We start from the raw sequence: 21,005 nt of genomic DNA, 5'->3' as shown, positions 1-21,005 counted from the left end.
ATGGGTTTTATAAAAGAGCTGTTTGCAAGGTTTTCACTGCATGAAGGACAAAGTAAATCGGCGGAGCTGGCGTATTTTTTCCTGCTGTCATTGTTTCCGTTAATGATTTTCATGCTGACGCTCACCGCCTATCTTCCCATATCGGCAGAAGACGTGCTCGGGGCGGTCGATCAATATGCGCCCGACAGCGCCATGTCCATGGTGAAATCCATAACGGAGCAAACGCTGAACAAGCGCAGCGGCGGGCTTTTGTCATTCGGGATTATCGCCGTCATCTGGTCGGCTTCGAATGGTATGAACGCGATTGTCAGAGCATTTAACCATGCCTACGAAGTCGAGGAAAACCGCTCATTTATCATCATTCGCCTGACCTCAATTTTTTTAACCATCGCGATGGTGGTTACGATTTTAATCGCACTGCTTCTGCCGGTGTTCGGCAGAGAAATCGGAATGCTGGCCGCAGATTTCATCGGCGCTTCCGGCCTGTTTTTGCAGGTGTGGTCGGTTGTCCGCTGGGGTATCAGTCCGCTTATCCTGTTAATCGTGTTTACCGCGCTTTACATTTTCGCGCCGAATAAAAGGCTTTCCCTCCGTTTTGTCCTGCCGGGAGCCGTATTTGCGGCAGCCGGCTGGATTATCGTCAGTATGCTGTTCTCATTTTACGTCGGCACCTTTGCCAACTACAGCGCCACATACGGGAGCATCGGGGGAATTATCGTCCTTATGATCTGGTTTTATCTTACGGGAACACTGCTGATTTTAGGAGGAGAAATCAACGCGCTTTTACATAAACGTAAAAAGCTTCCTGATGAAAATCCGTACCGCGGGAGCAAGCTATAGAGGAACGGATGACGTTCAAGCTGAAAAACGGAGGGAATCGGCTATGACCAAGCATACGAAAAAAGGCGGAAGCCATAATAAACAAAACTCAAAAAACGGCCCGAAGAATAAAACAAGCGGAAGCGCTAACGGGCAGAACGGATACCACTAGAAAGAAGCCGCCTGACTTAGATCAGGCGGCTTTTTTTATGAGGCCGGAAAAGAATGGGATTCGGATGCGGGACTGTGCTTTGTTTTCCCGAAGACGAGCGCAAGCCAAATACAGACCAGAATCACCGTAATAAAGTAAAACAAATTGGCGCTTTCAAACCGCTGCATATACCAGCCGCCCGCGACCGGGCCGATCATGCTGCCGAGGCTGAAGGAAATGCCGCAGAGCAGATTGCCCGCCGGCAGCAGATGGGACGGCAGCAGGTCGCTCATATAGCTGATGCCGAGGGAAAACATACTGCCGACCGCCATTCCCGCCGTGAAAAAGCAGCAGCCGATGACAGAAGGCGACGGAAACAGTCCGGCTGTCAAAAAGCAAAGGGCACCCGTTAATAAGATGACGAGCAGAACACGTTTTCTCCCGAATCGATCGCTTAATAAACCGAGAGGGAACTGGAATACAATACTTCCGATGGCAAAAGCGGGCAATATCAGCGCTACGGCATCAACGGATATACCTAAACGAAGGGCGTACACGGGAAAGCTTCCGTTCAGCGCCGTTTCTAAAAAACCGTACCCGAAAGCCGGGAGAAAAGCGACCCAGCCGAAAAGAAGGGCGCGGTAAAACCGTTTTGCGCTGTTGTCCCCGGATGTTTCATCCGGACCTTGCGCCGGGTACTCGTTACGTAAGGCAAACACAAACAGCCAGGCACAAAGACTGATACAGCCGGATACGATAAACGGAAGGGACGGACTTGTTTTCACAAGAGGGACCATGAAAGGGCCGACAGCGAATCCAAGCCCGAAGGACAGTCCGTACAGCGAAATGTTTCTTCCTCTGTTTCGGGGCGTTGACTTGGAAGTCACCCACGTTTGGGTTGAAAAATGCAGCATATGATCCCCGATTCCGATAAGCAGCCGAAGAAAAAACCACAACCATATGGATTGAAGCCAAATAAAACTGAATAAGCTGATGATAACAAGAAATCCGCCCATGACCATCAGAGGTTTGAATCCGAGCTTGCGCAGCGGGGCCTCCATAAACGGCGACGCCAGAAGCACGCCGATATAAAGGCCGGTTGCGTGAAGTCCGTTTATGGCTGCGGATTCTCCGTTCGTTTCAAAAATGACGGAGATCACCGGCAGAAGCATGCCTTGGGAAAATCCGGAGATGGAAACAAGCAGAACCAAAATAAAGAAGTACAGTCGTGACATCGCGTATTTCTCCTTCTTCAGTATCTTTCTTGATCGTACACGGATTTTCCGCGTCCGGCAACCTGAAAATGCCAATTCGGGCTGCCGAGGAAGTGTAATTGAGGGAGTTTTTGAGAAGGATATAAAAAGACTTATTCGAAAAAAGGAGCCAGGCAGATATGAATCGGATTTTTTTCTTTACGGCTGCGGCGGGAGTTCCGCTTTCAGTCATCGGCGGCCTGATGCACTGGCCGTCAGCGGTTTTGTTTATTATTTATTGCTTGACGATTATTGCGCTTGCAAGTTATATGGGGAGAGCGACTGAATCTCTTGCCATTATCGCGGGACCGCGGATCGGCGGTCTGCTGAATGCCACGTTCGGCAATGCGGTAGAGCTGATTATATCGCTTTTCGCCTTAAAAGAAGGGCTTACGGGCATCGTGCTTGCTTCACTGACCGGTTCGGTGCTCGGCAATCTTCTGCTCGTCGCGGGATTGTCGTTTTTTATCGGCGGTTTGAAATACAAGCGGCAGGAATTCAATATTCATGATGCCCGGCATAATTCCGGCCTGCTGATTTTTGCCATTATCGTTGCTTTTGTCATTCCCGAAGTGTTTTCCATGGATATGGGGGAAAAAAACAAGCTTGATTTGAGTGTCGGCATCAGCATCATCATGATCCTTTTGTACGTGGCGGCTCTTTATTTCAAGCTCGTCACCCACCGCGGTGTTTATCAGCCGAACCAGCCGGAGGCAAAGGAAGAAGAGGAGCAGCCTGAATGGTCGGGGAAAAGAGCGACAGCCGTCTTATTTATTTCAACCATTATCGTCGCCTACATATCTGAAAACCTTGTCCATACGTTTCATGCGGTGGCTGAACAGTTCGGCTGGAGCGAGCTGTTTATCGGAGTGATTATCGTCGCAATCGTCGGAAATGCCGCAGAGCATGCGTCGGCGATTATTATGGCGTACAAAGACAAGATGGATGTCGCCGTTGAAATCGCGGTAGGCTCGACTTTGCAGATCGCCATGTTTGTGGCTCCGGTTCTTGTGATCTGTTCCATCTTTTTTCCGGTCAATATGCCGCTTGTATTCACATTGCCCGAGCTTGTCGCGATGATCTCATCCGTCCTTTTGATGACGATGATTTCAAATGACGGTGATTCGAACTGGTTTGAGGGGGCTACGCTCCTTGCCGCTTATGTCATCATGGCGATCGGTTTTTTCCTGCTTTAACCTGTAAAAAATGCGGATAACAACGTTTGCGGAGGAAAAGACTAAAGGAAAATGCTATAGAAAGAGTGATATGATGAGAAAGCTGTTTCATGCCACACTGATTCTGCTGTTATCCTTTAGTTTTTTCGCAACGCCGTCTGCCGATGCAAAAAAACCGTTTAAAGTTCCCAACTCTGTCGTAAGCATTTCAAAGGAAAATACGTATCCGAATGCGTCACAGGATCAGCCGATGCTTCAGCCGAGCAAACTGGCGAAGGAATTGTTAGACACATCCGAGATCAACATCGAAAATCCGCATCTGATAAAGATGCTGAATGAATCCTCGGTTTCCGGTTCACCGCTTGCCATCGGATACCGGGCGACAATATTTCTCGGGAAATGGGCGCTTGGCTATCAATCGAACGAAACGGTCGCCAACTGGGAATATAAAAAAATCAACACGAACAGAGCGGATAACCGGGGCGGGCAGCAAACCGCGGTTATCTCATACGCCCAAGAACAGCAATACAAAATCAAAGGCGGGCTCACAGCGAAGGTGCCGAACGCAGAAGACGTAAAAAGCATGATGATGCAAAAAGCGATGAAGAAAACAAAACTGCCGCTCGCGTTTGAAACGGTTATCGGCGCAGGCACAAAACGCGATCAAACCTACAAAATTTCTCCGCAGCGGCTCGGCTACCTGCACGCCTACGCTCCGGCCGTTAATGAAAAAGGAAAAGTAACATACGGTGAAGTGTATTTGGTGCTGAAAGGCAGCAAGCGGAAACTTGTCGTCAAAAATGTGACTTCGCAAGGAATCGGGGCTTGGATTCCGGTGCAGGATCACGTCACATTCGGTTTTCAAATGACAGCGCAGCCGAGATAAATAAAAAAAGCTGATTCCGGTTCGGGAATCAGCTTTTTTGTGTGTGATACATTTCCTCAAGCAATTGCACATTGTTGTTGTACAGCTCCCGGGCAAGAACGCGTCTCACCGCAAGGCTCGCCGAGAAGTATTCTGTGTCTTGAACCATGCCTTTCACTGTAAATTCAATGCCTCTGGTTAATTTGTTCAGACTCATAATTCCATGCACTTGAAACGGCTCCGTCGCATTGAGAAATTCATCCCGCTTCAGTGAATCGCGAAGCTCATCATTGAGCATGTCGCAGGCTTTTTCTAAGACGGCATATACCCGCTCGGGATCTTCCTTGTAACTGATCACGACGGACTCGGTAATCCGCATAAAATCAATGTTATAGTTTTGAAGCTGTCTGACCTCACCGTTTGAAATGGTAAGCAGCTTGCCGGTCCACTCACGGATCTGAAGGGAACGGAGTCCGATTTCTTCGACTGTGCCGTTGAACAGATTGTTAATCGTCACGTAATCGCCTTTATGAAGCTGGCGTTCGTATATTAAAAAGACACCGGCCAATATGTCTTTGATTAATGACTGGGCGCCGAAACCGATGACGATACCGGCAACACCCGCCCCGGCTAAAATTCGGCCGAAATCATGAACGAATAAAGAAATGACGTAAAAGATAAACCCGATCGTCGCCGTATACTGGGTGATGGACCGAACGAGGCTTTCAATCGTTTTCCCTTTCCGTTCCTCTAAGAAATCCGTGCGTTTAAATAACACCTGGACAAAGCGGTTGATCAGAAAAACACCGGCGTAAAGCACGAGAGCGACGATGATGATCTCAACCACTTTGCTTTTCAAAATGTCCGTAATTGTCGTTTCCATCTTCTGTTAACCTCTGGCTTTTCGTAATGAAAAATCCGTGTCCTGATAATAACTGTTTTTGACAAGGACGTTCGGGCCGAGGCACCGGACGTTTGTGCAGCGGCAGTTCAGCTCTTTGCTCAGCTTCGTCTGTCTCCACTTGTCATATGCTTCAGGAAGGCTGTCTGTTTTAATATTGCCGAGCGGCGGTGTATCGCCGAAATCCGTGACAATGATATTTCCGTCAAAAATGTTGACATTCAGGCGGGAGCGGCCGTCAGGGTCGTTTCGCACCGTAACGTTTTTTGCTTCCCGCAGGCGGCGGAGGAGCTTCTGGTCTTCTTCATCAGGGCTGCATGCGTAAAACGGGAGCGTACCGAACAGCATCCATGTCTCTTCATCGCGAATGTCGAGCAGATGATGAATGGCCTGTCTCATGTCCGTCAGGCTGAGTGATTCAAGCGCGCTGGCGAAATCACTCGGATACATCGGATGGACTTCGTGCCGCTGGCATTTCATTTCTTGCGTAATCTGCCGGTGAATATGTTCAATATGCGGCAGCGTCCGTTTGTTCAGCATCGTTTCCGCTGAAACCATTACGCCTGCTTCGACAAGCGTGCGGCTGTTTTCAATCATTTTGTCAAAATAGCGCGCCCGCTGTTCAAATGTCGGTTTCTTCTCCATCATCGCAAATCCGATGTCGGCAAAGTCCTCGACCGTTCCCCAGTTGTGAGAAATGTGAAGAACGTCCAAATAAGGAATAATCCGCTCGTAGCGCCCGATATCAAGCGTCAGATTTGAATTGATCTGGGTGCGCACCCCGCGTTCATGCGCATATTTCAAAAGCGGGACGACGTATTCCTTTACCGATTTCAGCGAAAGCATCGGTTCGCCGCCCGTAATGCTGATAGAGCGTAACAAAGGAATTTCATCAAGCCGCTTTAATAAAAGGTCGATCGGCAGCGCATTCGGGTCTTTCGGCTGGAGCGTGTACCCGACGGCGCAATGCTCGCATCTCATATTGCACAAAGTCGTTGTTGTGAATTCAACGTTCGTCAGTTTCATATCTCCATACTGGTCGACATCCATGTACGCTTCCCAAGGATCGTACTCCGGTGTGATCGGACGCAGTGTTGTGTTTTGTGTCATGACTATCTAACTCCTTTATAAATGGGGCATACTAACGTCTGCCAACTGTTAATTTTAGACCTGATCTGCCAAGATCGCAAGTAGCGGAACCATTGAAAAACGGCAAAAAATACGCTACCATTATAAAAAATGAATGGAGTGGAAGTATGGGGAATGCAGTAAACAGCAAAGATCAGCAGCTCGATTACCTGAAGAACAGACTCGATATGTTTATGAATGTCATTGATTCATTAGACCCTGAATCAACGGACGTTGAAGATATAGACCGGCTCATCGGCATGCTTGATGATCTGGAAGCAAAATACGAACGCTTTAAAAAGGATTGGGAATAAACCCCGGCGGAATGCCGGGGTTTTTCTTTTTCCATAATGCGGCTGTATAAAAGGGCAGGGCCTACTGCAAAATAAGGAAAAATGCAGAAGGAGTGCTGGGCATGAAATGGTTTTGTTCAATTTGCTGCATGGCCGTTTTACTTGCGGGAGGCATCAACAGCGCAGAGGCCGTTCCGAATGAACGGATAAACTGGGGCTTTAAACGCAGTGTCAATCATCAGCCGCCGGATGCCGGCAGACAGCTGGACAATCTGGTCAAAAAATATGATGCCTTTTATTTGGGCAATACGAAAGAAAAGACCATCTATTTAACGTTTGATAACGGATATGAAAATGGGTACACCCCGAAAGTGCTTGATGTGTTAAAAAAACATCATGTCACGGGCACTTTTTTTGTAACGGGTCATTTTGTAAAAGAGCAGCCTGATTTGATTAAACGGATGTCAAAGGAAGGCCATATCATCGGCAATCATTCTTTTCATCATCCTGATCTGACGACAAAAACGGGCGATCAGATTCAAGACGAACTCGATTCCGTCACGGAAGCTGTGTACAACATTACCGGAAAGCGGGACAACCTGTATCTCCGTCCGCCGCGCGGCGTATTCAGCGAATATGTCCTCAAAGAAACGAAGCGCCTCGGCTACCAAACCGTTTTCTGGTCCGTCGCATTTGTCGACTGGAAGGTTAACGAGCAAAAAGGGAAACAATATGCCTATGATCACATGATAAAGCAGGCGCATCCCGGCGCGATCTACCTTCTTCACACCGTTTCAAAGGACAATTCAGAAGCTCTGGACGATGCCATTACCGATTTGAAAAAAGAAGGCTACACGTTTAAAAGCATTGATGACCTGATGTTTGAGAAAGAAATGAAGCTGCCGTCTTTGTAACGAGAAGCGCCTCTTCATATAGTCTTATCTTGATGCAGGCGTCAAAACCCTTACGCCATAAACATCACTGAGATGAAACACCCGAATCAATATTGAATGACCTGCTCCCAGTTAAAGGGGCAGGTTTTTTGCCAATTCTTCCCCTCTTATATGAATTAAGAGATAGTTAAGAAATAGTTAATCTCCAGTTAAAAACGCATTCCTATACTATTGTACATAAGCATTAGGAAAGTAGGTCTGGATCAATGCCGGAAATAATTAAAACGACAAATTTAACAAAAGTTTATGGAAAACAAAAGTCAGTTGATAACCTCAACATAACAGTTAATGAAGGTGATATTTACGGGTTTCTGGGGAGAAACGGGGCAGGTAAAACAACGACAATAAGAATGCTGCTGGGGCTGATAAAGCCTACTCATGGAAAGATTGAGATATTCGGTGAGGATTTACATACGAATAAGAAAGACATTCTAAAAAGAATTGGTTCAATTGTAGAAGTACCAGGATTCTATGGAAACCTCACGGCTAAAGAAAACCTTGAAATAAATGCCAGGATCGTTGGAATTCACAAAAAAAATGCAATTGAAGAAGCATTAGAAATTGTGGGATTAGAGAATGAAACCAAAAAGCTTGTAGGCAAATACTCTTTAGGAATGAAGCAAAGACTTGGCATCGCCCGATCTCTTCTTCACTATCCGGAATTACTAATATTAGATGAACCGACGAATGGTTTAGATCCAATTGGGATTAAAGAGATGAGAAGGCTCATTAAAACATTAGCTGAAGAAAGAAAAATTACTCTGCTGATATCGAGCCATATCCTGTCTGAGATTGAACAATTAGTTGATCATTTGGGCATTATTCACGAGGGAAAACTGTTAGAGGAAACCGAATTTGATACTCTCCGGAAGAGAAATCGAAAGTTTCTTGAGTTTCAAGTTTCGAATGATAATAAAGCTGCGATGCTTTTAGAGAAACATTTTCAGATCTTTGACTACGAAGTACATGGTGACGGAATTATCCGCATTTTCTCGCATATTGGACAACAGGGAGCAATTAATAAATTACTTGTTCAGAACGATATTGAGGTGTTTAAAATTTTGATGAGTGAAGACCGTCTGGAGGATTATTTCACAAAATTGGTTGGGGGTGGAACCATTGGTTAATTTGTTATATGCAGAGTTACTAAAACTCAGAAGGTCTGCGATGCTTCTAATAAGTACGATAGGAGCTTTGGTCGTCCCATTTATGGTTGTCGTTGCATCTTATGTACAGATAAAGACTGAGAATCCCGCTCCTGTCATAAAATTTCATGAACTTTTCAGCAACGCTAACTTATATACAGTCTTGGTAGTGGGGGTTCCGCTGTATGGAGTTGTTGCCGCTTATATTTTTAACAGGGAATACATGGATGATACACTGAAAAACCTTTTAACCATACCCGTTTCCAGAATCAATCTGATACTTAGTAAACTATTGCTGCTATTTATCTGGATATTCTTTTTAACTTTAGTTGCGTGGGGGCTTACTTTATTACTGGGTGTGATCTTGCAATTCCCGGGTCTCAGCCAATCACTCATACTCAAATCATTTTTGCACTTTGTGATTGGGGGAATTTTACTATTTGTTTTATCAACACCTATTGTTCTGATCACAGTTGTTCTAAAGAATTACGTACCCACCATTATTTTTACGATTCTAGTCACTTTGATCAATATCATGACAGCTAATTCAGAACACAGAGGATTGTTCCCGTGGGCAGCGGCCGGAGACATTTCAATGAATACGCTTCTCCCTACTTATCCTCCGGAGTACTCCTATGCAGGAATTGCCCTAATCTCACTATTGGGATTTGCTTCCTTGGTGATCTATTTTAACAAAGCGGATATCCATTAATGTTTATGAAAGACTTTCAAGTGAAAAGCCGATTGATTTGTGCCGTATAAATCCCGTGAAAATATAAATGAGTGTTTAAATAGGAGGATGGTATAAGTGTTTTTTTCAGAGATGAATATGACCGCTTTTCGTGCTATAAACGATTTGGGAAAAGAATATCCATTTCTAAATCCGGCAATGATCGTACTTGCTGAATATGCAGTGTTTATTTTAGCACTCGTTATGCTTGTTTTCTGGTTTACCCGAAATGATAGAAACAGAATGATGGTCATACAGGCGGGAGTGGCATTCATTATAGCAGAGATGATCGGGAAAATTGCCGGTCAACTCTATTCCAATCATCAACCATTTGCAGTTCTTTCAAATGTTAACAAACTGGCAGATCATGCGGTGGATAATTCATTTCCAAGCGATCACACCATCCTATTCTTTTCTATCTCATTTTCTTTTTGGCTTGTATATAAAAAAACAGGCTGGATCATATTTGCGCTTAGTGTAGCTGTTTCACGCATATGGGTAGGTGTACACTATCCTTTCGATGTTGCTGCAGGAGCTCTTTTTGGAATTATATCAGCTGTGTTATCGTATTGGATTGTACCAAGGCTTGCATTGACTAAAAAAGTTCTAACTATTTATGAAAAGGGGGAGGGCTGTATTTTACCCCGAAAAGAGAGGTCGAAAAATGTTTAGGCGGATGAGAAACACCTGTATGAACCAGGTGTTTTTGTTCGTTCGAGCACAAACAAAAAACTCATATTGATGATTGATCAACAGGTAATAATTTAGCGGTTAGGGGACAAATTCCCGACATAAAAACATAATCGAAATACTGATCTTGTTGGAATTAGGGCTTACTCTTTAAATATCATGATGTTTGTGTCAAAGTTATATTTGGAAGCTGAGCGTTACAATTTTCATAAGCCGACAATTTGAATACACCTGTGTCTATATAAAAAACTGAAAATTGGCTAACAGATCATATAATAGATTGCATATCATGTAATAATGAATTTTTGCTGTCACTTACATAAATACAAAAAATATGAAGGCGGGTGTCATGAAGTGAAAGAAATTCGTGTCCTTATCGCTGATGATGAAAAAGTGATCAGAGATTTATTAAAAAAATACATTGAACGGGAACTTTATTTAGCAGATGTTGCAAAGGATGGACAGGAAGCTTTGGCATTATTTGAACAAAATACTTATCACCTCGTAATATTGGATCTCATGATGCCAAAAATGGATGGGATTGAAGTATGCAGAAAACTAAGAGAAAAAACCAATGTGCCAATACTTATGCTTACTGCAAAGGACCATGAAGCTGACAAAATTGTAGGGTTGAGTATAGGAGCAGATGATTATATTACAAAACCTTTTAGCGTAAACGAGGTTGTGGCCAGAATTAAGGCTCTGATGAGAAGGTTTTTCATTTTAGGGAGCGGCAGCGGAACAGAAGAGAAGCCGCTGCTGAAATATAAAGGTTTATCAATTGATGTGAAAAGATATATCGTATGCGTTGCAGGTGAAGAAATATCATTAACCGCAAAAGAGCTGGAGCTGCTGAAATTTATGGCTTCCAATCCGGAACAGGTATTTACGAAGGCTCAGTTGTTTCGGAATGTTTGGGGCAATCATTACTTAGAAGATGACAATACCGTGATGGTTCACATAAGAAAGCTGAGAAAAAAAATAGAAAAAGACCCATCTAATCCTCAATTTATCCAAACAGTTTGGGGAATAGGATACAAATTTGCAGGTGAGAAAGATGAGTCGTAAAATCATATATCTTATGTTTCTGCAGATTACACTGATTTGCCTCAATTGTTTATATGACTGGCAGCACCAAGAGCTTAACACTGTTAAATTGGTTGTCTATGGTCTGCTGATCGGTTTGTCTGTAATCCTTATTACAATTTACTGCAAATTCAACAATGAGCTCATTCAAATGATCCATGTGGTTAAGCGGACATTAAATGGGAACTTAACGACAAGAATATTTGCGAATGGGGCTCCGATATTTAATGAAATGGTTTTTTCAATAAACGAATTGATCGAGAAGTTAGAGAAAATACAGGTGGAAACGATTCAAACGCACGCAGCGAGAAAAAGCCTGTTATCAAGCATATCACACGATATTCGCACACCGCTTACATCAATTATAGGATATTTAGATGCGTTGAAAGATGATATTGCAGCCTCGGAAGAAGAAAAAAAGGAATATGTAAACATTGTTTCAAAGAAGTCGAATCATTTAAAGCAGTTAATTGATGAAATATTTAACATGGCTAAACTGGATGCAGATGAAATGCCGATGCAGCCGGATATTATTGACTTTTCTGAAATAACCAGAGAGTTATTGATTGAATACTTGCCGGAGATAAAAAGAAATGAATTAGAGCTTAAAATAAATATCCCGGAAAGAAAGTGTCTTATTATGGCGGATCGCCTGAGTATCATCAGAATTATTGATAATGTATTGAAGAATGCCATCCTTTACGGAAAAGAAGGAAAAGTTCTTGGCATAGAAATTATAGAGAATGATAAAGAATGTAAACTGCTGATCTGGGATAGGGGGCCGGGGATACCAAAGACAGAATCAGAGAAGGTATTTGAGAGGATGTACAGGGGAGACTTATCCAGAAGCTCAGGACACTCGGGAAGCGGTTTAGGACTCTCAATTGCCAAAGCATTAATTGAGAAAAATCAAGGGAGAATATGGGTTGACAGCACCCCTTATATAAAAACAACATTCGGCATTGCATTTGGAAAAATAAAATTAATACGGACATGAATGGAATGATTACAAAGAAACAGACGCTTATAATAGCCAAGAAACCAATGTGTTCTCTAACACATTGGTTTCATTTTTCCTAAACGGGAGAGGTTTTCACTGCTTATTTGATACATTTAATCAGTGCGGCCCAATCCAGATCCCCGAAGCCTTGTGCGATCCCGCTTTCAAAATGGCTCTTGGCCAGTTCGGCAAGAGGGAGTTTTGCGGAAACCTGTTCTGCGGCGGCGAGCGCCAGATTGGTATCCTTCAGCCCTAAAGACATTTTGAAACCGGCCGGCTCAAATTTCTCCTCAGCCATGATCGTGCCGTAATTTTGATAGACGGGAGAGCCAAAGAGCGCGCTGGCGATTTCTAAAAATTGTTTTTGCTCTAACCCGTACTTCTCCATCATTAAGAATGATTCAGATAACGCCTCCAGCATAGAAACGAGCAAGAAATTGACGCTGATTTTCGCGGCATTGGCGGTCTTTGTTTCTTCACCAGTGTCAAATACTTGCTGACTCAGGATGTTAAGCAGCGGTTCGGCCTTTTTCTTCGCTTCCGCCGGTCCGGCTGTGATGATGCGAAGCTCAGCCTTCTCGGCGGCATCGGGGCGGCCGAGGACGGGAGCGGCGATAAAGGACTGCCCTCTGCCCGAATGTGCGGCGGAAAGCTGTTCTGACAGCGCCGTACTGATCGTGCTCATTGAAATATGAATGCCGTTTTCAGATAACCCGGCAATAATGCCGCAAGCTCCGAACGTCACGTCTGTTACGGCGTCATCGTCTGACAGCATGGATAGCACGATCTCTGCATGTTCAGCTGCCTGGCGGGGCGTTTCGGCATATTCAGCCCCTTTATCCAGCAGGTCAGCCGCTTTTTCTTTCGTCCGGTTATATACAGTCAGGCTGTATCCGGCTTTCATGATATTTTCGGCGATGGGGCGGCCCATATTGCCGAGTCCGACGATGGCGATCTTCATTTGACAGTCCCTCCAATGAAAAGTTTTCCACCATTATACATGCAAAATGGTTATTCCGCTGTGTACACGATTGCCACTTTCAGTTCAGGTTCTGAGGACCATCCGGAGTCTGATGCGGCTTTCCCCTTATAAAATCCGGTAAACCGCGTCTTGATGATTGTTTTTGAACGGGGCTTTACAGTGAACGTTTTTGATTTGAATGTGACGTCCTTTATGTTTTCTGATAAATCCGGCGTGACAGAAATGGTTTGTTCCCCTTTTCCGTAATGATTGATATAAAGCGTGCAGCTCATGCCCGCTCTTTTTCGCTCAACCAGATGACTGCATTCGCTGCGGTGCTTCAAATATTCGACAGCCTCTTTTTCGGGCGCGAACTGTTTTAAGGAAAAAGCGGCATATTCGGTGGCAGGACTGATACCGGAAGCGGCCCCCATACTGAGAAAGATCAGAAACAGCCCCGCCGCGGGAAGCGTCCGCCTGAACGCGGCGGCACACCAGATTAACGCCGCAAAGTAAAGCACGACCCTGGGAATGACGGAGATATGGGCTCCATCTTCCGGCCAAGAGGAAAAGCCGAGTAACTCAAAGATGTAATCAGACACCGTACGGCCGTTATACAGCGGGGCGATGGACATGACACTGAAAAGCAGGAGGACAGAAGAAATGATTTTGTGAGAAAGGATGGTAACGACGCACACCTCTTTACGTTTTTTTCCAGACTATCATGTTTTCTCAAAAAAAAGAACAGCCGGCAGCCGTTCTTACTTGAAAATATTAAACCAGCCTTTGCGGGCGAACCAAAACAGCATGGCGGCCACAAGGACGGCCATTACGCCCAAAACGATAAAATAGCCGTATTTCCAATGAAGCTCAGGCATGTTATCGAAATTCATGCCGTAAACCCCCGCGATGAACGTCAGCGGGATAAAAATGGTCGAGACGATAGTTAATGTCATCATAATGGCGTTCATCCGGTTTGAATTCAGCGTCACATAGCTGTCCCGCAAATCTGACGTCATATCACGGTTTGACTCGATCAGCTCAGCCAGTTTTAATAGGTGGTCATAAATATCGCTGAAATACGCCTTTGTTTCACGGCTTTCTTTTACATGGTCAAGGCTCAAAATCCGGTACATTAAATCGCGCATCGGAATGATCGTCCGCCTCAGGTTCAAAAGATCAGTCCGCAATTCAAACACTTCATTCATTAAAGTGCCGTAAGATTTATGGGTTCTGCTGTCTTCAATTTCATTCAGCCGGTCTTCAATTTTGTACAGCACGGGGAAATATTCATCGACAAGCTGATCCATAATCATATAAGTGATGTGCCCGGGCCCTTTTTTGGCTAATCCCGGAGAAGCGAAAAACCGTTCTCTCACCCTTGAGACGCCGGGCGATTCGTGCAAATGGAAGCTGACGATGAAACGGTCGGACTGAAAAATGTCCACCTCTTCCATTTCCAGTGTGTCCGGGTTCAAGGCGTGGAGCACATAAAAACGGTAGCCGTCATAATGGTCGATTTTCGGCCGCTGCATGTGCTGAAAGCAATCCTCGATCGCAAGCGGATGAAAATGAAAATAATCCCGCAGCAGCTCGGTTTCATGCATCTCAGCGCCGAAAAAATCAATCCAGTACCATGCGATGTCCGGTTGTTCTGTACGTGATAGGGGGATATTATCTAATATCTCATTATGTGTTGTGATTGCGGTTATATGTATCATAAACAACCCTCCGCCTGCCATTATATCATGCGGCGTTATGAAGAAAAGTATACGAATTGCCGCCCGGCCGCTTCATGATATACTTGGACAAAAAGGGGTGGAGCATATGTGGAAGGAAACGGTTTCGGTCACACCGCCGTATCATTTTGATAAAGTCCTTGAAAGGCTGTCGCTCGATCCGCTGAATGCGGTCGATCTTAAAGCAAGATCAATCAAAGTGCCGCTCAGAACAAGGGACGGCAAACTGTCCGTCATCACGGTTCAAGGGGAAGGCACCGCCGCAGACCCGGTTTTTCTCGTCAGCGGAGAAACGGACCGCAAAGAGATGATTGAACGGATCAAACACATTTTTCAGTGGGAGCAGCCGCTTCAGCCTGTGCTTGATCATTTCTCAAAAACAAATCTGTCGGCGCTTTTTGAGGAGCATGCGGGAACTCCGCTCGTCTTGGAATATGACGTCTACAACTGTCTCATGAAATGCATCATCCACCAGCAGCTCAACCTGTTCTTCGCTTTTACTTTAACGGAACGGTTCGTCCATGCCTTCGGTGAACAAAAAGACGGCGTCTGGTGCTATCCTGAGCCGAAAACGATCGCGGCGCTTGATTATCAGGACTTGCGGGAGCTCCAGTTCAGCATGAGAAAAGCGGAATATGCGATTGACATTTCACGGATGATTGCAGACGGAGCGCTCAATCTGGCGGAACTTTCTCATTTATCGGATGAAGACATTATGAAAAAGCTGATCGCCATCAGAGGGATCGGCCCGTGGACCGCCCAAAACGTGCTCATGTTCGGCCTCGGCCGCCCGAATCTGTTTCCTTTGGCGGACATCGGCCTGCAAAACGCCGTCAAACGCCGCTTCGCCCTTGAGGATAAACCGTCAAAAGACGTGATGCTTCAGATAAGCAGGGAATGGGCGCCGTATTTAAGCTATGCGTCCTTGTACTTGTGGAGAAGCATTGAATGAAAAAAGGAAACTTCCAGTGAAAAACATGAAGGAACTGCCGGCTGCATGTTATACTGAAAAGATGTGATATTTCAAATCAGCCGTTTTCCCATGAGGAAGGCTTTATATAGAAACGGAGAGAAAAAAACGTGAATCAACATCAAAAAAAGGCGCCTGCCGAATTGAAAATCGGACAGACATTTCCGCTGACCATCAAACGTCTCGGCATTAACGGAGAGGGCGTCGGCTATTTTAAGAAAAAAGTTGTCTTCGTACCCGGCGCTCTGCCAGGGGAAGAAGTCGTTGCCGAAGCGACAAATGTGCAGCCGAAATTTTCAGAAGCACGCGTCAAAAAAATCCGCAAGCCGTCTGAACACCGCGTCACGCCGCCATGCCCGGTCTACGACCAGTGCGGCGGCTGTCAGCTTCAGCATCTGGCATACACCCAGCAGCTTCGCGAAAAACGCGACATCGTCATTCAGTCTCTGGAACGTCATACGAGATTCAATGTCGAAGAAATGAACATTAAAGATACGATCGGAATGGATAACCCTTGGAATTACCGGAACAAAAGCCAGTTCCAAGTCGGACGCTCGCAAAGCGGCAGCATCATTGCCGGCTTATACGGACTTGATTCCCATAAAATCGTTCCGATTAAGGAATGCATTGTCCAGCATCCGGCGACAAACAAAACAACGGGTATCGTCCGCCGTATTTTGGAAAAACACAACGTATCCGTTTATAACGAACGGACCAAAAAAGGCGATGTCCGCACCATCGTGACGAGAGTCGGATTTGAAACAGGCGAAGTGCAGGTCGTGCTTGTCACCGCGAAAGAGACACTGCCGAATAAAGACGAGATCGTCAAAGCCATTCAGAACCGTCTGCCGGAAGTGAAATCGATTATTCAAAACGTCAATGGCGCGCGCACATCTGTCATTTTCGGTGACAAAACAAAAGCGCTGGCCGGAAGCCATGCCATTCAAGAAGTGCTCGGTGACGTGTCATTTGAACTGAGCGCCCGCGCCTTCTTCCAGCTCAACCCTGAGCAGACGGTCAAGCTGTATGACGAAGTGAAACAAGCGGCTCAGCTGACAGGAAAAGAAAAAGTCGTAGACGCGTATTGCGGCGTCGGTACGATCGGCATGTGGGTTTCAAGCGGCGCAAAAGAGATCCGCGGCATGGACGTCATTAAAGAATCAATTGATGATGCGAAGAAAAACGCCAAAAAACACGGCATCAAAAACGCGGCATATGTCACAGGAACAGCCGAACACTGGCTCCCGAAATGGACGAAAGAAGGCTTCCGCCCTGACGTGGTCATCGTCGACCCGCCGAGAACCGGCTGCGACAGAACATTTTTAGATACCATCAAAAAAGTAAAACCGAAGCGCTTCGTCTACGTATCCTGCAATCCTTCCACACTGGCGAAAGACTTGCAGACGCTGTCGAAGGACTATCGCGTCGAATATATTCAGCCTGTGGATATGTTTCCGCAGACGGCTCATGTGGAAGCCGTGGCGAAGCTTGTTTTGAAATCGTCTAACTAAAATAAACAATTCAGACCTGGATTTCGGTAAATAAACAATTCCGATTTCCGGGTCTTTTCAAGTTTTGCCCTTGTCCTATCTGTCTTTATTTAACTGATAAAAAGAGTTGAAAAAACGTATGGAAAAGCAAGTGAAAAACAGCCAAGCAGGCTGCTTTCTATTAACACTTTCTTTTTTCGTTTGGAAACGGCATGACAGACAAAATATGAAGATCTTGTTGTGAACCAGAAGCAATAACAAGTCGTTTAAGTTCCGTGAATACTTGTAATTTCAGTTAATATTTTGTAAACTTCTTTCTTAAAGAATAAAGTCCCCGACACTCATCGGCACATCTACTATTAGCAACAACTGTGGATAAAAGATCAAACACACTAAAAAAGCATGTTTGGTCGTTATACATGATATGAAAGCCTAAATAGGAAAAAAGGACCCCAATTATTTTCCTTATTCCCAAAAAAAGAATAAATCCGAGGCGGAAACGCAAGTGATAACAACTATTACAGTAATACCTGCGATGGTTATATCCTTAATAAGTAATTATCGCGACAATCATGCTTCATCATATAATGATGTTAGATTGTCACTTGGCTAAAAAGATTGCAGAAAAGGAAACGGATAATGAAATGGATAAAGTAAACAAAAAACGACCGTTGTCTAAAAAAAGTTGGTTTCTCACGGTTTTGGCATTTTTAGTTTCACAGCTTTATTTTAATTTTGCAGAATTAACGGGATGGGGTCCTAATTATAGAGAAATGAATGGATTCCCAGCAAACATAGTTGAACTGGATTTCTTTCAAACATATCTTTCATTCTATGATAATCCATGGTTTAATATTGTCACTGTTTTCTTGGGGGTTTTCACTGTTATACAAATAATCACAGGTATAACAAAGGATATTCGAAATAAAAGCCATAACTTCTGATGCCTTATTTAATGATGAAAGAAAATGAACACTTTCTTATTCTTATGAGTGAGGACTGCGGCGCTTAGTCAGCAGTCTATTTTATTGGTTCTGGATCAGGATTACTGAATCGTAACCTTATACAAACATATATAGGTGATTGTATAAAGATATTAACATACCAGATTGAAATTCTTGAATTCTGTTAAGTTCGAGTTTATTTTCTCTTCCCATCCCATCCTCTTTACTCCATGTGATTCACAAGCGGCAAGTTAACTTTTTACATTCTCTTGAGTACCCAGATATACCACCCCCAACCCCATTTGCTTAATCAAATTATTTTTCCGCAAATGATATTGAGATAAGGATATGGTGCAGCGTTAAATATTTTATCTTCGATAACAGGACAATTATTTTGCATTGGTAATAGGGAGAACTCTTATGATATTCTATTTAGGTTGGAATCCTTTTTGTCCAAAAAGAGCAAAAGTAAGGCCGCTAAGTAAGATGAAGGTCAGCGCTACTATTAATAAACCACAATATAAATAAAAAAATAGGTGTAGATAATCTTCACACTTTTTTCTCTCTCAAACCCTTTTAAAGGTTAAGGAGTTGACTGAGTTGATCAGAAATGAACGATATGGGGTTAACTTTAGCGATAGTCTATTACGTTAACTCAATTAAGGTGTTCTGCTTCAGTTTGCTTTTTCACTTTTTAACGTGTAAAAAGTGAAATGTTCAAAATTTACTATCGTTTGATAAGAAGTGCTGACACATGCTATAAGTGTAAAAGAAGCATGGTCAGTTTTTAATTTTGGGATAAAGGTTTGGCTGTATCCCATCATGAAAGGATTTGGATTTGTTATGACAGATAATTTCTGGCGTGAATTACCACGGCCATTTTTTGTACTGGCACCAATGGAAGATGTGACGGATGTCGTTTTTCGCCATGTTGTGAGTGAAGCAGGCAGACCTGATGTGTTTTTCACAGAGTTTACAAACTCAGAAAGCTATTGTCACCCGGATGGGAAGGATAGTGTGCGCGGCCGTTTGACTTTCACGGAGGATGAACAGCCGATGGTTGCCCACATATGGGGAGATAAGCCTGAAAACTTTCGCCAAATGAGTATTGGGATGGCGGAATTAGGGTTTAAGGGCCTGGATATCAATATGGGCTGTCCTGTACCTAATGTGGCGGGGAATGGAAAGGGAAGCGGCCTGATTTGCCGTCCTGAAGTTGCAGCCGAATTAATACAGGCGGCGAAAGCAGGAGGTCTGCCGGTAAGTGTGAAGACCAGACTCGGCTACACGGATATAGACGAATGGCGCGGCTGGCTGACACACATACTGAAACAGGACATTGCGAATCTTTCCATTCATCTGCGTACAAGAGCGGAAATGAGTAAAGTAGATGCGCATTGGGAGCTCATCCCGGACATTAAGAAACTTCGTGATGAGATAGCGCCAGATACCCTTTTGACGATCAATGGGGATATTCCTGACCGGGAGACCGGCTTGAAACTCGCTGAACAATACGGTGTTGACGGGATTATGATTGGACGAGGCATTTTTACTAATCCATTCGCCTTTGAAAAGGAGCCGAGAGAGCATAGCAGTAAGGAATTGCTTGATCTTTTGAGACTGCATCTGGATCTTCATGATGAATATTCAAAAGCAGAAGCTCGAGCATATAAACCGCTCCCTCGCTTTTTCAAGATATATCTCCGCGGATTCCGGGGAGCAAGTGAATTAAGAAATCAATGCATGAATACAAAGTCAACAGATGAAGTGCGTGCATTGCTCGATGACTTTGAGAGAAAGTATCTTGAGGGGATGGAGCAAGAGTGACATAACAACTCTTCATCCGGCCCGGAGTTCGGTTTGAATTCCGGGTCTTTTTGTGTGCAGCTTTTACCCAGACATATCCGTCATGCAGAAATAAACGAATAATGGTACATTGATAGGAGATACATCATAAAGGGGGAGAGAAAAATGAAACGACTGTGCATCATCCCCTGCGGCAAGAAAAAAATTTGGGATGTCCATTCAGATACAGGGCCGGTAAGGGCGGAAGACGCTTATCTCAGCCCGTTTCATCAGGCGTGCGAGCAATATGCGAAAGCATTTTTCGATGAGTGGGTGATTTTGTCGGCGAAGCACGGATTCCTTCGTCCGGATGATATTGTTCCCGGAAATTACGATGTCACTTTTGGAACCGGTCATCCGGAGATCATGGCAGCGGACGAGCTGCGCCGTCAATTTCATGAAAAAGGCTTTTCCGACATCGAAGAGCTTGTCATGCTTGGCGGGAAAAAATACCGAAGCGTCCTAAACGCCGTCATCGGAGAGCATCAGCATATCACCTGGCCTTTGTCATCGTATAAAGGCATTGGCTACATGCTTCAAGCGCTGAATCGGGCTGTTGAAGAAAAGCATGAACTGCAAGCACGCGGATATGAAAAAAAGAGTGTAACCACTCAAACGCCGCGATAGACTGTATGCAGAAGAATGAAGCAGTTAAAAGATTTCCGAGGAAATAAATACGTCGATCATTGTCAAAGACAGGGTGATGCCCGGTCTTTTTTGTATGCCATAAAACGAGACAAAGGGAACAGATCGAGACAAAATGAGACACCTGTCTCAAACTGTCTCCGGTGTAAAAATAAAAACATTCATTTTCCGGGCTCCAAAGGCTGGCACACTTCTTGCATTTATATATGTGAACCCTAAATA

At 44.5% G+C, this 21,005-nt stretch carries 21 protein-coding genes; 15 read left to right on the top strand and 6 right to left on the bottom strand.

Annotation, left to right across the window (positions count from 1 at the left end):
• Positions 1-840 (top strand): YihY family inner membrane protein, encoded by an 840-nt coding sequence (locus BXO87_RS18540; RefSeq protein ID WP_032872320.1) that lies wholly within the window; start codon positions 1-3, stop codon positions 838-840.
• A gap of 186 nt (positions 841-1,026) precedes the next feature.
• Here the strand turns inward: BXO87_RS18540 and BXO87_RS18535 are convergent, their stop codons facing one another.
• Positions 1,027-2,205, bottom strand: coding sequence for an MFS transporter (locus BXO87_RS18535; protein ID WP_076851430.1), 1,179 nt, complete (start codon positions 2,203-2,205; stop codon positions 1,027-1,029).
• A 158-nt stretch (positions 2,206-2,363) separates the two neighbouring features.
• Between BXO87_RS18535 and cax the strand changes: the two genes are divergently transcribed.
• Together cax and BXO87_RS18525 are read left to right on the top strand one after the other, a co-directional pair.
• Entirely contained in the window at positions 2,364-3,419 is a 1,056-nt protein-coding gene (gene cax / locus BXO87_RS18530) for a calcium/proton exchanger (protein WP_007408511.1), read from the top strand.
• Between the two features lie 70 nt (positions 3,420-3,489).
• Positions 3,490-4,284, top strand: a complete 795-nt coding sequence (locus BXO87_RS18525; RefSeq protein ID WP_087920754.1) for a YfkD famly protein — start codon at positions 3,490-3,492, stop codon at positions 4,282-4,284.
• Positions 4,285-4,312: 28 nt separating this feature from the next.
• Here BXO87_RS18525 and BXO87_RS18520 read toward each other — a convergent pair whose 3' ends face one another.
• Both BXO87_RS18520 and yfkAB read right to left on the bottom strand, forming a co-directional pair.
• Positions 4,313-5,146: a mechanosensitive ion channel family protein gene (locus tag BXO87_RS18520; RefSeq protein WP_007408513.1), complete on the bottom strand. Its 834-nt coding sequence runs from the start codon at positions 5,144-5,146 to the stop codon at positions 4,313-4,315.
• Between the two features lie 6 nt (positions 5,147-5,152).
• Positions 5,153-6,274: a radical SAM/CxCxxxxC motif protein YfkAB gene (gene yfkAB, locus BXO87_RS18515; protein WP_038457298.1), complete on the bottom strand. Its 1,122-nt coding sequence runs from the start codon at positions 6,272-6,274 to the stop codon at positions 5,153-5,155.
• Between the two features lie 146 nt (positions 6,275-6,420).
• Between yfkAB and BXO87_RS18510 the strand changes: the two genes are divergently transcribed.
• The 7 genes from BXO87_RS18510 (at position 6,421) to BXO87_RS18480 (ending at position 12,186) form a co-directional block, all read left to right on the top strand.
• Positions 6,421-6,606 carry an SE1561 family protein gene (locus BXO87_RS18510; RefSeq protein ID WP_003155558.1) on the top strand — a complete coding sequence of 62 codons (186 nt, stop codon included), beginning with the start codon at positions 6,421-6,423 and terminating at the stop codon, positions 6,604-6,606.
• Positions 6,607-6,707: 101 nt separating this feature from the next.
• Entirely contained in the window at positions 6,708-7,499 is a 792-nt protein-coding gene (gene pdaA / locus BXO87_RS18505) for a delta-lactam-biosynthetic de-N-acetylase (RefSeq protein WP_014417202.1), read from the top strand.
• Positions 7,500-7,744: 245 nt separating this feature from the next.
• Entirely contained in the window at positions 7,745-8,665 is a 921-nt protein-coding gene (locus BXO87_RS18500) for an ABC transporter ATP-binding protein (RefSeq protein ID WP_014417203.1), read from the top strand.
• The gene (locus BXO87_RS18495; RefSeq protein WP_038457300.1) at positions 8,658-9,395 is read left to right on the top strand and encodes an ABC transporter permease; all 738 of its coding nucleotides are present in this window, start codon (positions 8,658-8,660) and stop codon (positions 9,393-9,395) included. Before BXO87_RS18500 ends, BXO87_RS18495 begins: the two co-directional genes overlap by 8 nt.
• A gap of 96 nt (positions 9,396-9,491) precedes the next feature.
• Entirely contained in the window at positions 9,492-10,085 is a 594-nt protein-coding gene (locus BXO87_RS18490; RefSeq protein ID WP_038457301.1) for an undecaprenyl-diphosphatase, read from the top strand.
• Positions 10,086-10,457: 372 nt separating this feature from the next.
• Positions 10,458-11,171: a response regulator transcription factor gene (locus tag BXO87_RS18485; protein ID WP_014417206.1), complete on the top strand. Its 714-nt coding sequence runs from the start codon at positions 10,458-10,460 to the stop codon at positions 11,169-11,171.
• Positions 11,161-12,186, top strand: a complete 1,026-nt coding sequence (locus BXO87_RS18480) for a sensor histidine kinase (RefSeq protein ID WP_038457304.1) — start codon at positions 11,161-11,163, stop codon at positions 12,184-12,186. The genes BXO87_RS18485 and BXO87_RS18480 overlap by 11 nt, the downstream gene beginning before the upstream one ends.
• A 103-nt stretch (positions 12,187-12,289) precedes the next feature.
• Here the strand turns inward: BXO87_RS18480 and BXO87_RS18475 are convergent, their stop codons facing one another.
• The 3 genes from BXO87_RS18475 to corA all read right to left on the bottom strand — a co-directional run bounded on the left by BXO87_RS18475 (position 12,290) and on the right by corA (position 14,871).
• Positions 12,290-13,150: an NAD(P)-dependent oxidoreductase gene (locus BXO87_RS18475; RefSeq protein WP_038457306.1), complete on the bottom strand. Its 861-nt coding sequence runs from the start codon at positions 13,148-13,150 to the stop codon at positions 12,290-12,292.
• Between the two features lie 50 nt (positions 13,151-13,200).
• Entirely contained in the window at positions 13,201-13,848 is a 648-nt protein-coding gene (locus tag BXO87_RS18470; RefSeq protein ID WP_038457307.1) for a hypothetical protein, read from the bottom strand.
• A gap of 63 nt (positions 13,849-13,911) precedes the next feature.
• On the bottom strand, positions 13,912-14,871 hold the full coding sequence (gene corA, locus BXO87_RS18465; protein ID WP_003155549.1) for a magnesium/cobalt transporter CorA: 960 nt from the start codon (positions 14,869-14,871) through the stop codon (positions 13,912-13,914).
• Between the two features lie 106 nt (positions 14,872-14,977).
• Between corA and BXO87_RS18460 the strand changes: the two genes are divergently transcribed.
• The 5 genes from BXO87_RS18460 (at position 14,978) to BXO87_RS18440 (ending at position 20,765) form a co-directional block, all read left to right on the top strand.
• Complete coding sequence (locus tag BXO87_RS18460; RefSeq protein ID WP_038457310.1) at positions 14,978-15,841, top strand: DNA-3-methyladenine glycosylase family protein; 864 nt, start codon at positions 14,978-14,980, stop codon at positions 15,839-15,841.
• Positions 15,842-15,969: 128 nt separating this feature from the next.
• Positions 15,970-17,370, top strand: coding sequence for a 23S rRNA (uracil(1939)-C(5))-methyltransferase RlmD (gene rlmD, locus BXO87_RS18455; RefSeq protein ID WP_007408520.1), 1,401 nt, complete (start codon positions 15,970-15,972; stop codon positions 17,368-17,370).
• 623 nt (positions 17,371-17,993) lie between these two features.
• Complete coding sequence (locus tag BXO87_RS18450) at positions 17,994-18,293, top strand: YfzA family protein (RefSeq protein ID WP_038457313.1); 300 nt, start codon at positions 17,994-17,996, stop codon at positions 18,291-18,293.
• Between the two features lie 843 nt (positions 18,294-19,136).
• Positions 19,137-20,120: a tRNA dihydrouridine synthase gene (locus BXO87_RS18445; protein ID WP_038457315.1), complete on the top strand. Its 984-nt coding sequence runs from the start codon at positions 19,137-19,139 to the stop codon at positions 20,118-20,120.
• Positions 20,121-20,264: 144 nt separating this feature from the next.
• Positions 20,265-20,765 carry a DUF6884 domain-containing protein gene (locus BXO87_RS18440; RefSeq protein WP_038457317.1) on the top strand — a complete coding sequence of 167 codons (501 nt, stop codon included), beginning with the start codon at positions 20,265-20,267 and terminating at the stop codon, positions 20,763-20,765.
• The last annotated feature ends 240 nt before the right edge of the window (positions 20,766-21,005 follow it).

The sequence above is a fragment of the Bacillus sp. GZB genome, assembly GCF_001975995.1.
Taxonomy (GTDB): Bacteria; Bacillota; Bacilli; order Bacillales; family Bacillaceae; genus Bacillus; species Bacillus velezensis.
The sequence above is the reverse complement of the archived record's forward strand: the minus strand, read 5'-3'. Positions and strand labels throughout refer to the sequence as shown.

Bases quoted from the DNA above. Each gene is read 5' to 3' on its own strand.
- pdaA (WP_014417202.1), top strand. From the start codon at position 6,708: ATGAAATGGTTTTGTTCAATTTGCTGCATGGCCGTTTTACTTGCGGGA.
- BXO87_RS18520 (WP_007408513.1), bottom strand. From the start codon at position 5,146: ATGGAAACGACAATTACGGACATTTTGAAAAGCAAAGTGGTTGAGATC.
- yfkAB (WP_038457298.1), bottom strand. From the start codon at position 6,274: ATGACACAAAACACAACACTGCGTCCGATCACACCGGAGTACGATCCT.
- BXO87_RS18445 (WP_038457315.1), top strand. From the start codon at position 19,137: ATGACAGATAATTTCTGGCGTGAATTACCACGGCCATTTTTTGTACTG.
- BXO87_RS18510 (WP_003155558.1), top strand. From the start codon at position 6,421: ATGGGGAATGCAGTAAACAGCAAAGATCAGCAGCTCGATTACCTGAAG.
- BXO87_RS18460 (WP_038457310.1), top strand. From the start codon at position 14,978: ATGTGGAAGGAAACGGTTTCGGTCACACCGCCGTATCATTTTGATAAA.
- BXO87_RS18525 (WP_087920754.1), top strand. From the start codon at position 3,490: ATGATGAGAAAGCTGTTTCATGCCACACTGATTCTGCTGTTATCCTTT.
- BXO87_RS18475 (WP_038457306.1), bottom strand. From the start codon at position 13,150: ATGAAGATCGCCATCGTCGGACTCGGCAATATGGGCCGCCCCATCGCC.
- BXO87_RS18450 (WP_038457313.1), top strand. From the start codon at position 17,994: ATGGATAAAGTAAACAAAAAACGACCGTTGTCTAAAAAAAGTTGGTTT.
- corA (WP_003155549.1), bottom strand. From the start codon at position 14,871: ATGATACATATAACCGCAATCACAACACATAATGAGATATTAGATAAT.
- BXO87_RS18535 (WP_076851430.1), bottom strand. From the start codon at position 2,205: ATGTCACGACTGTACTTCTTTATTTTGGTTCTGCTTGTTTCCATCTCC.
- BXO87_RS18540 (WP_032872320.1), top strand. From the start codon at position 1: ATGGGTTTTATAAAAGAGCTGTTTGCAAGGTTTTCACTGCATGAAGGA.
- BXO87_RS18480 (WP_038457304.1), top strand. From the start codon at position 11,161: ATGAGTCGTAAAATCATATATCTTATGTTTCTGCAGATTACACTGATT.
- cax (WP_007408511.1), top strand. From the start codon at position 2,364: ATGAATCGGATTTTTTTCTTTACGGCTGCGGCGGGAGTTCCGCTTTCA.
- BXO87_RS18440 (WP_038457317.1), top strand. From the start codon at position 20,265: ATGAAACGACTGTGCATCATCCCCTGCGGCAAGAAAAAAATTTGGGAT.
- BXO87_RS18500 (WP_014417203.1), top strand. From the start codon at position 7,745: ATGCCGGAAATAATTAAAACGACAAATTTAACAAAAGTTTATGGAAAA.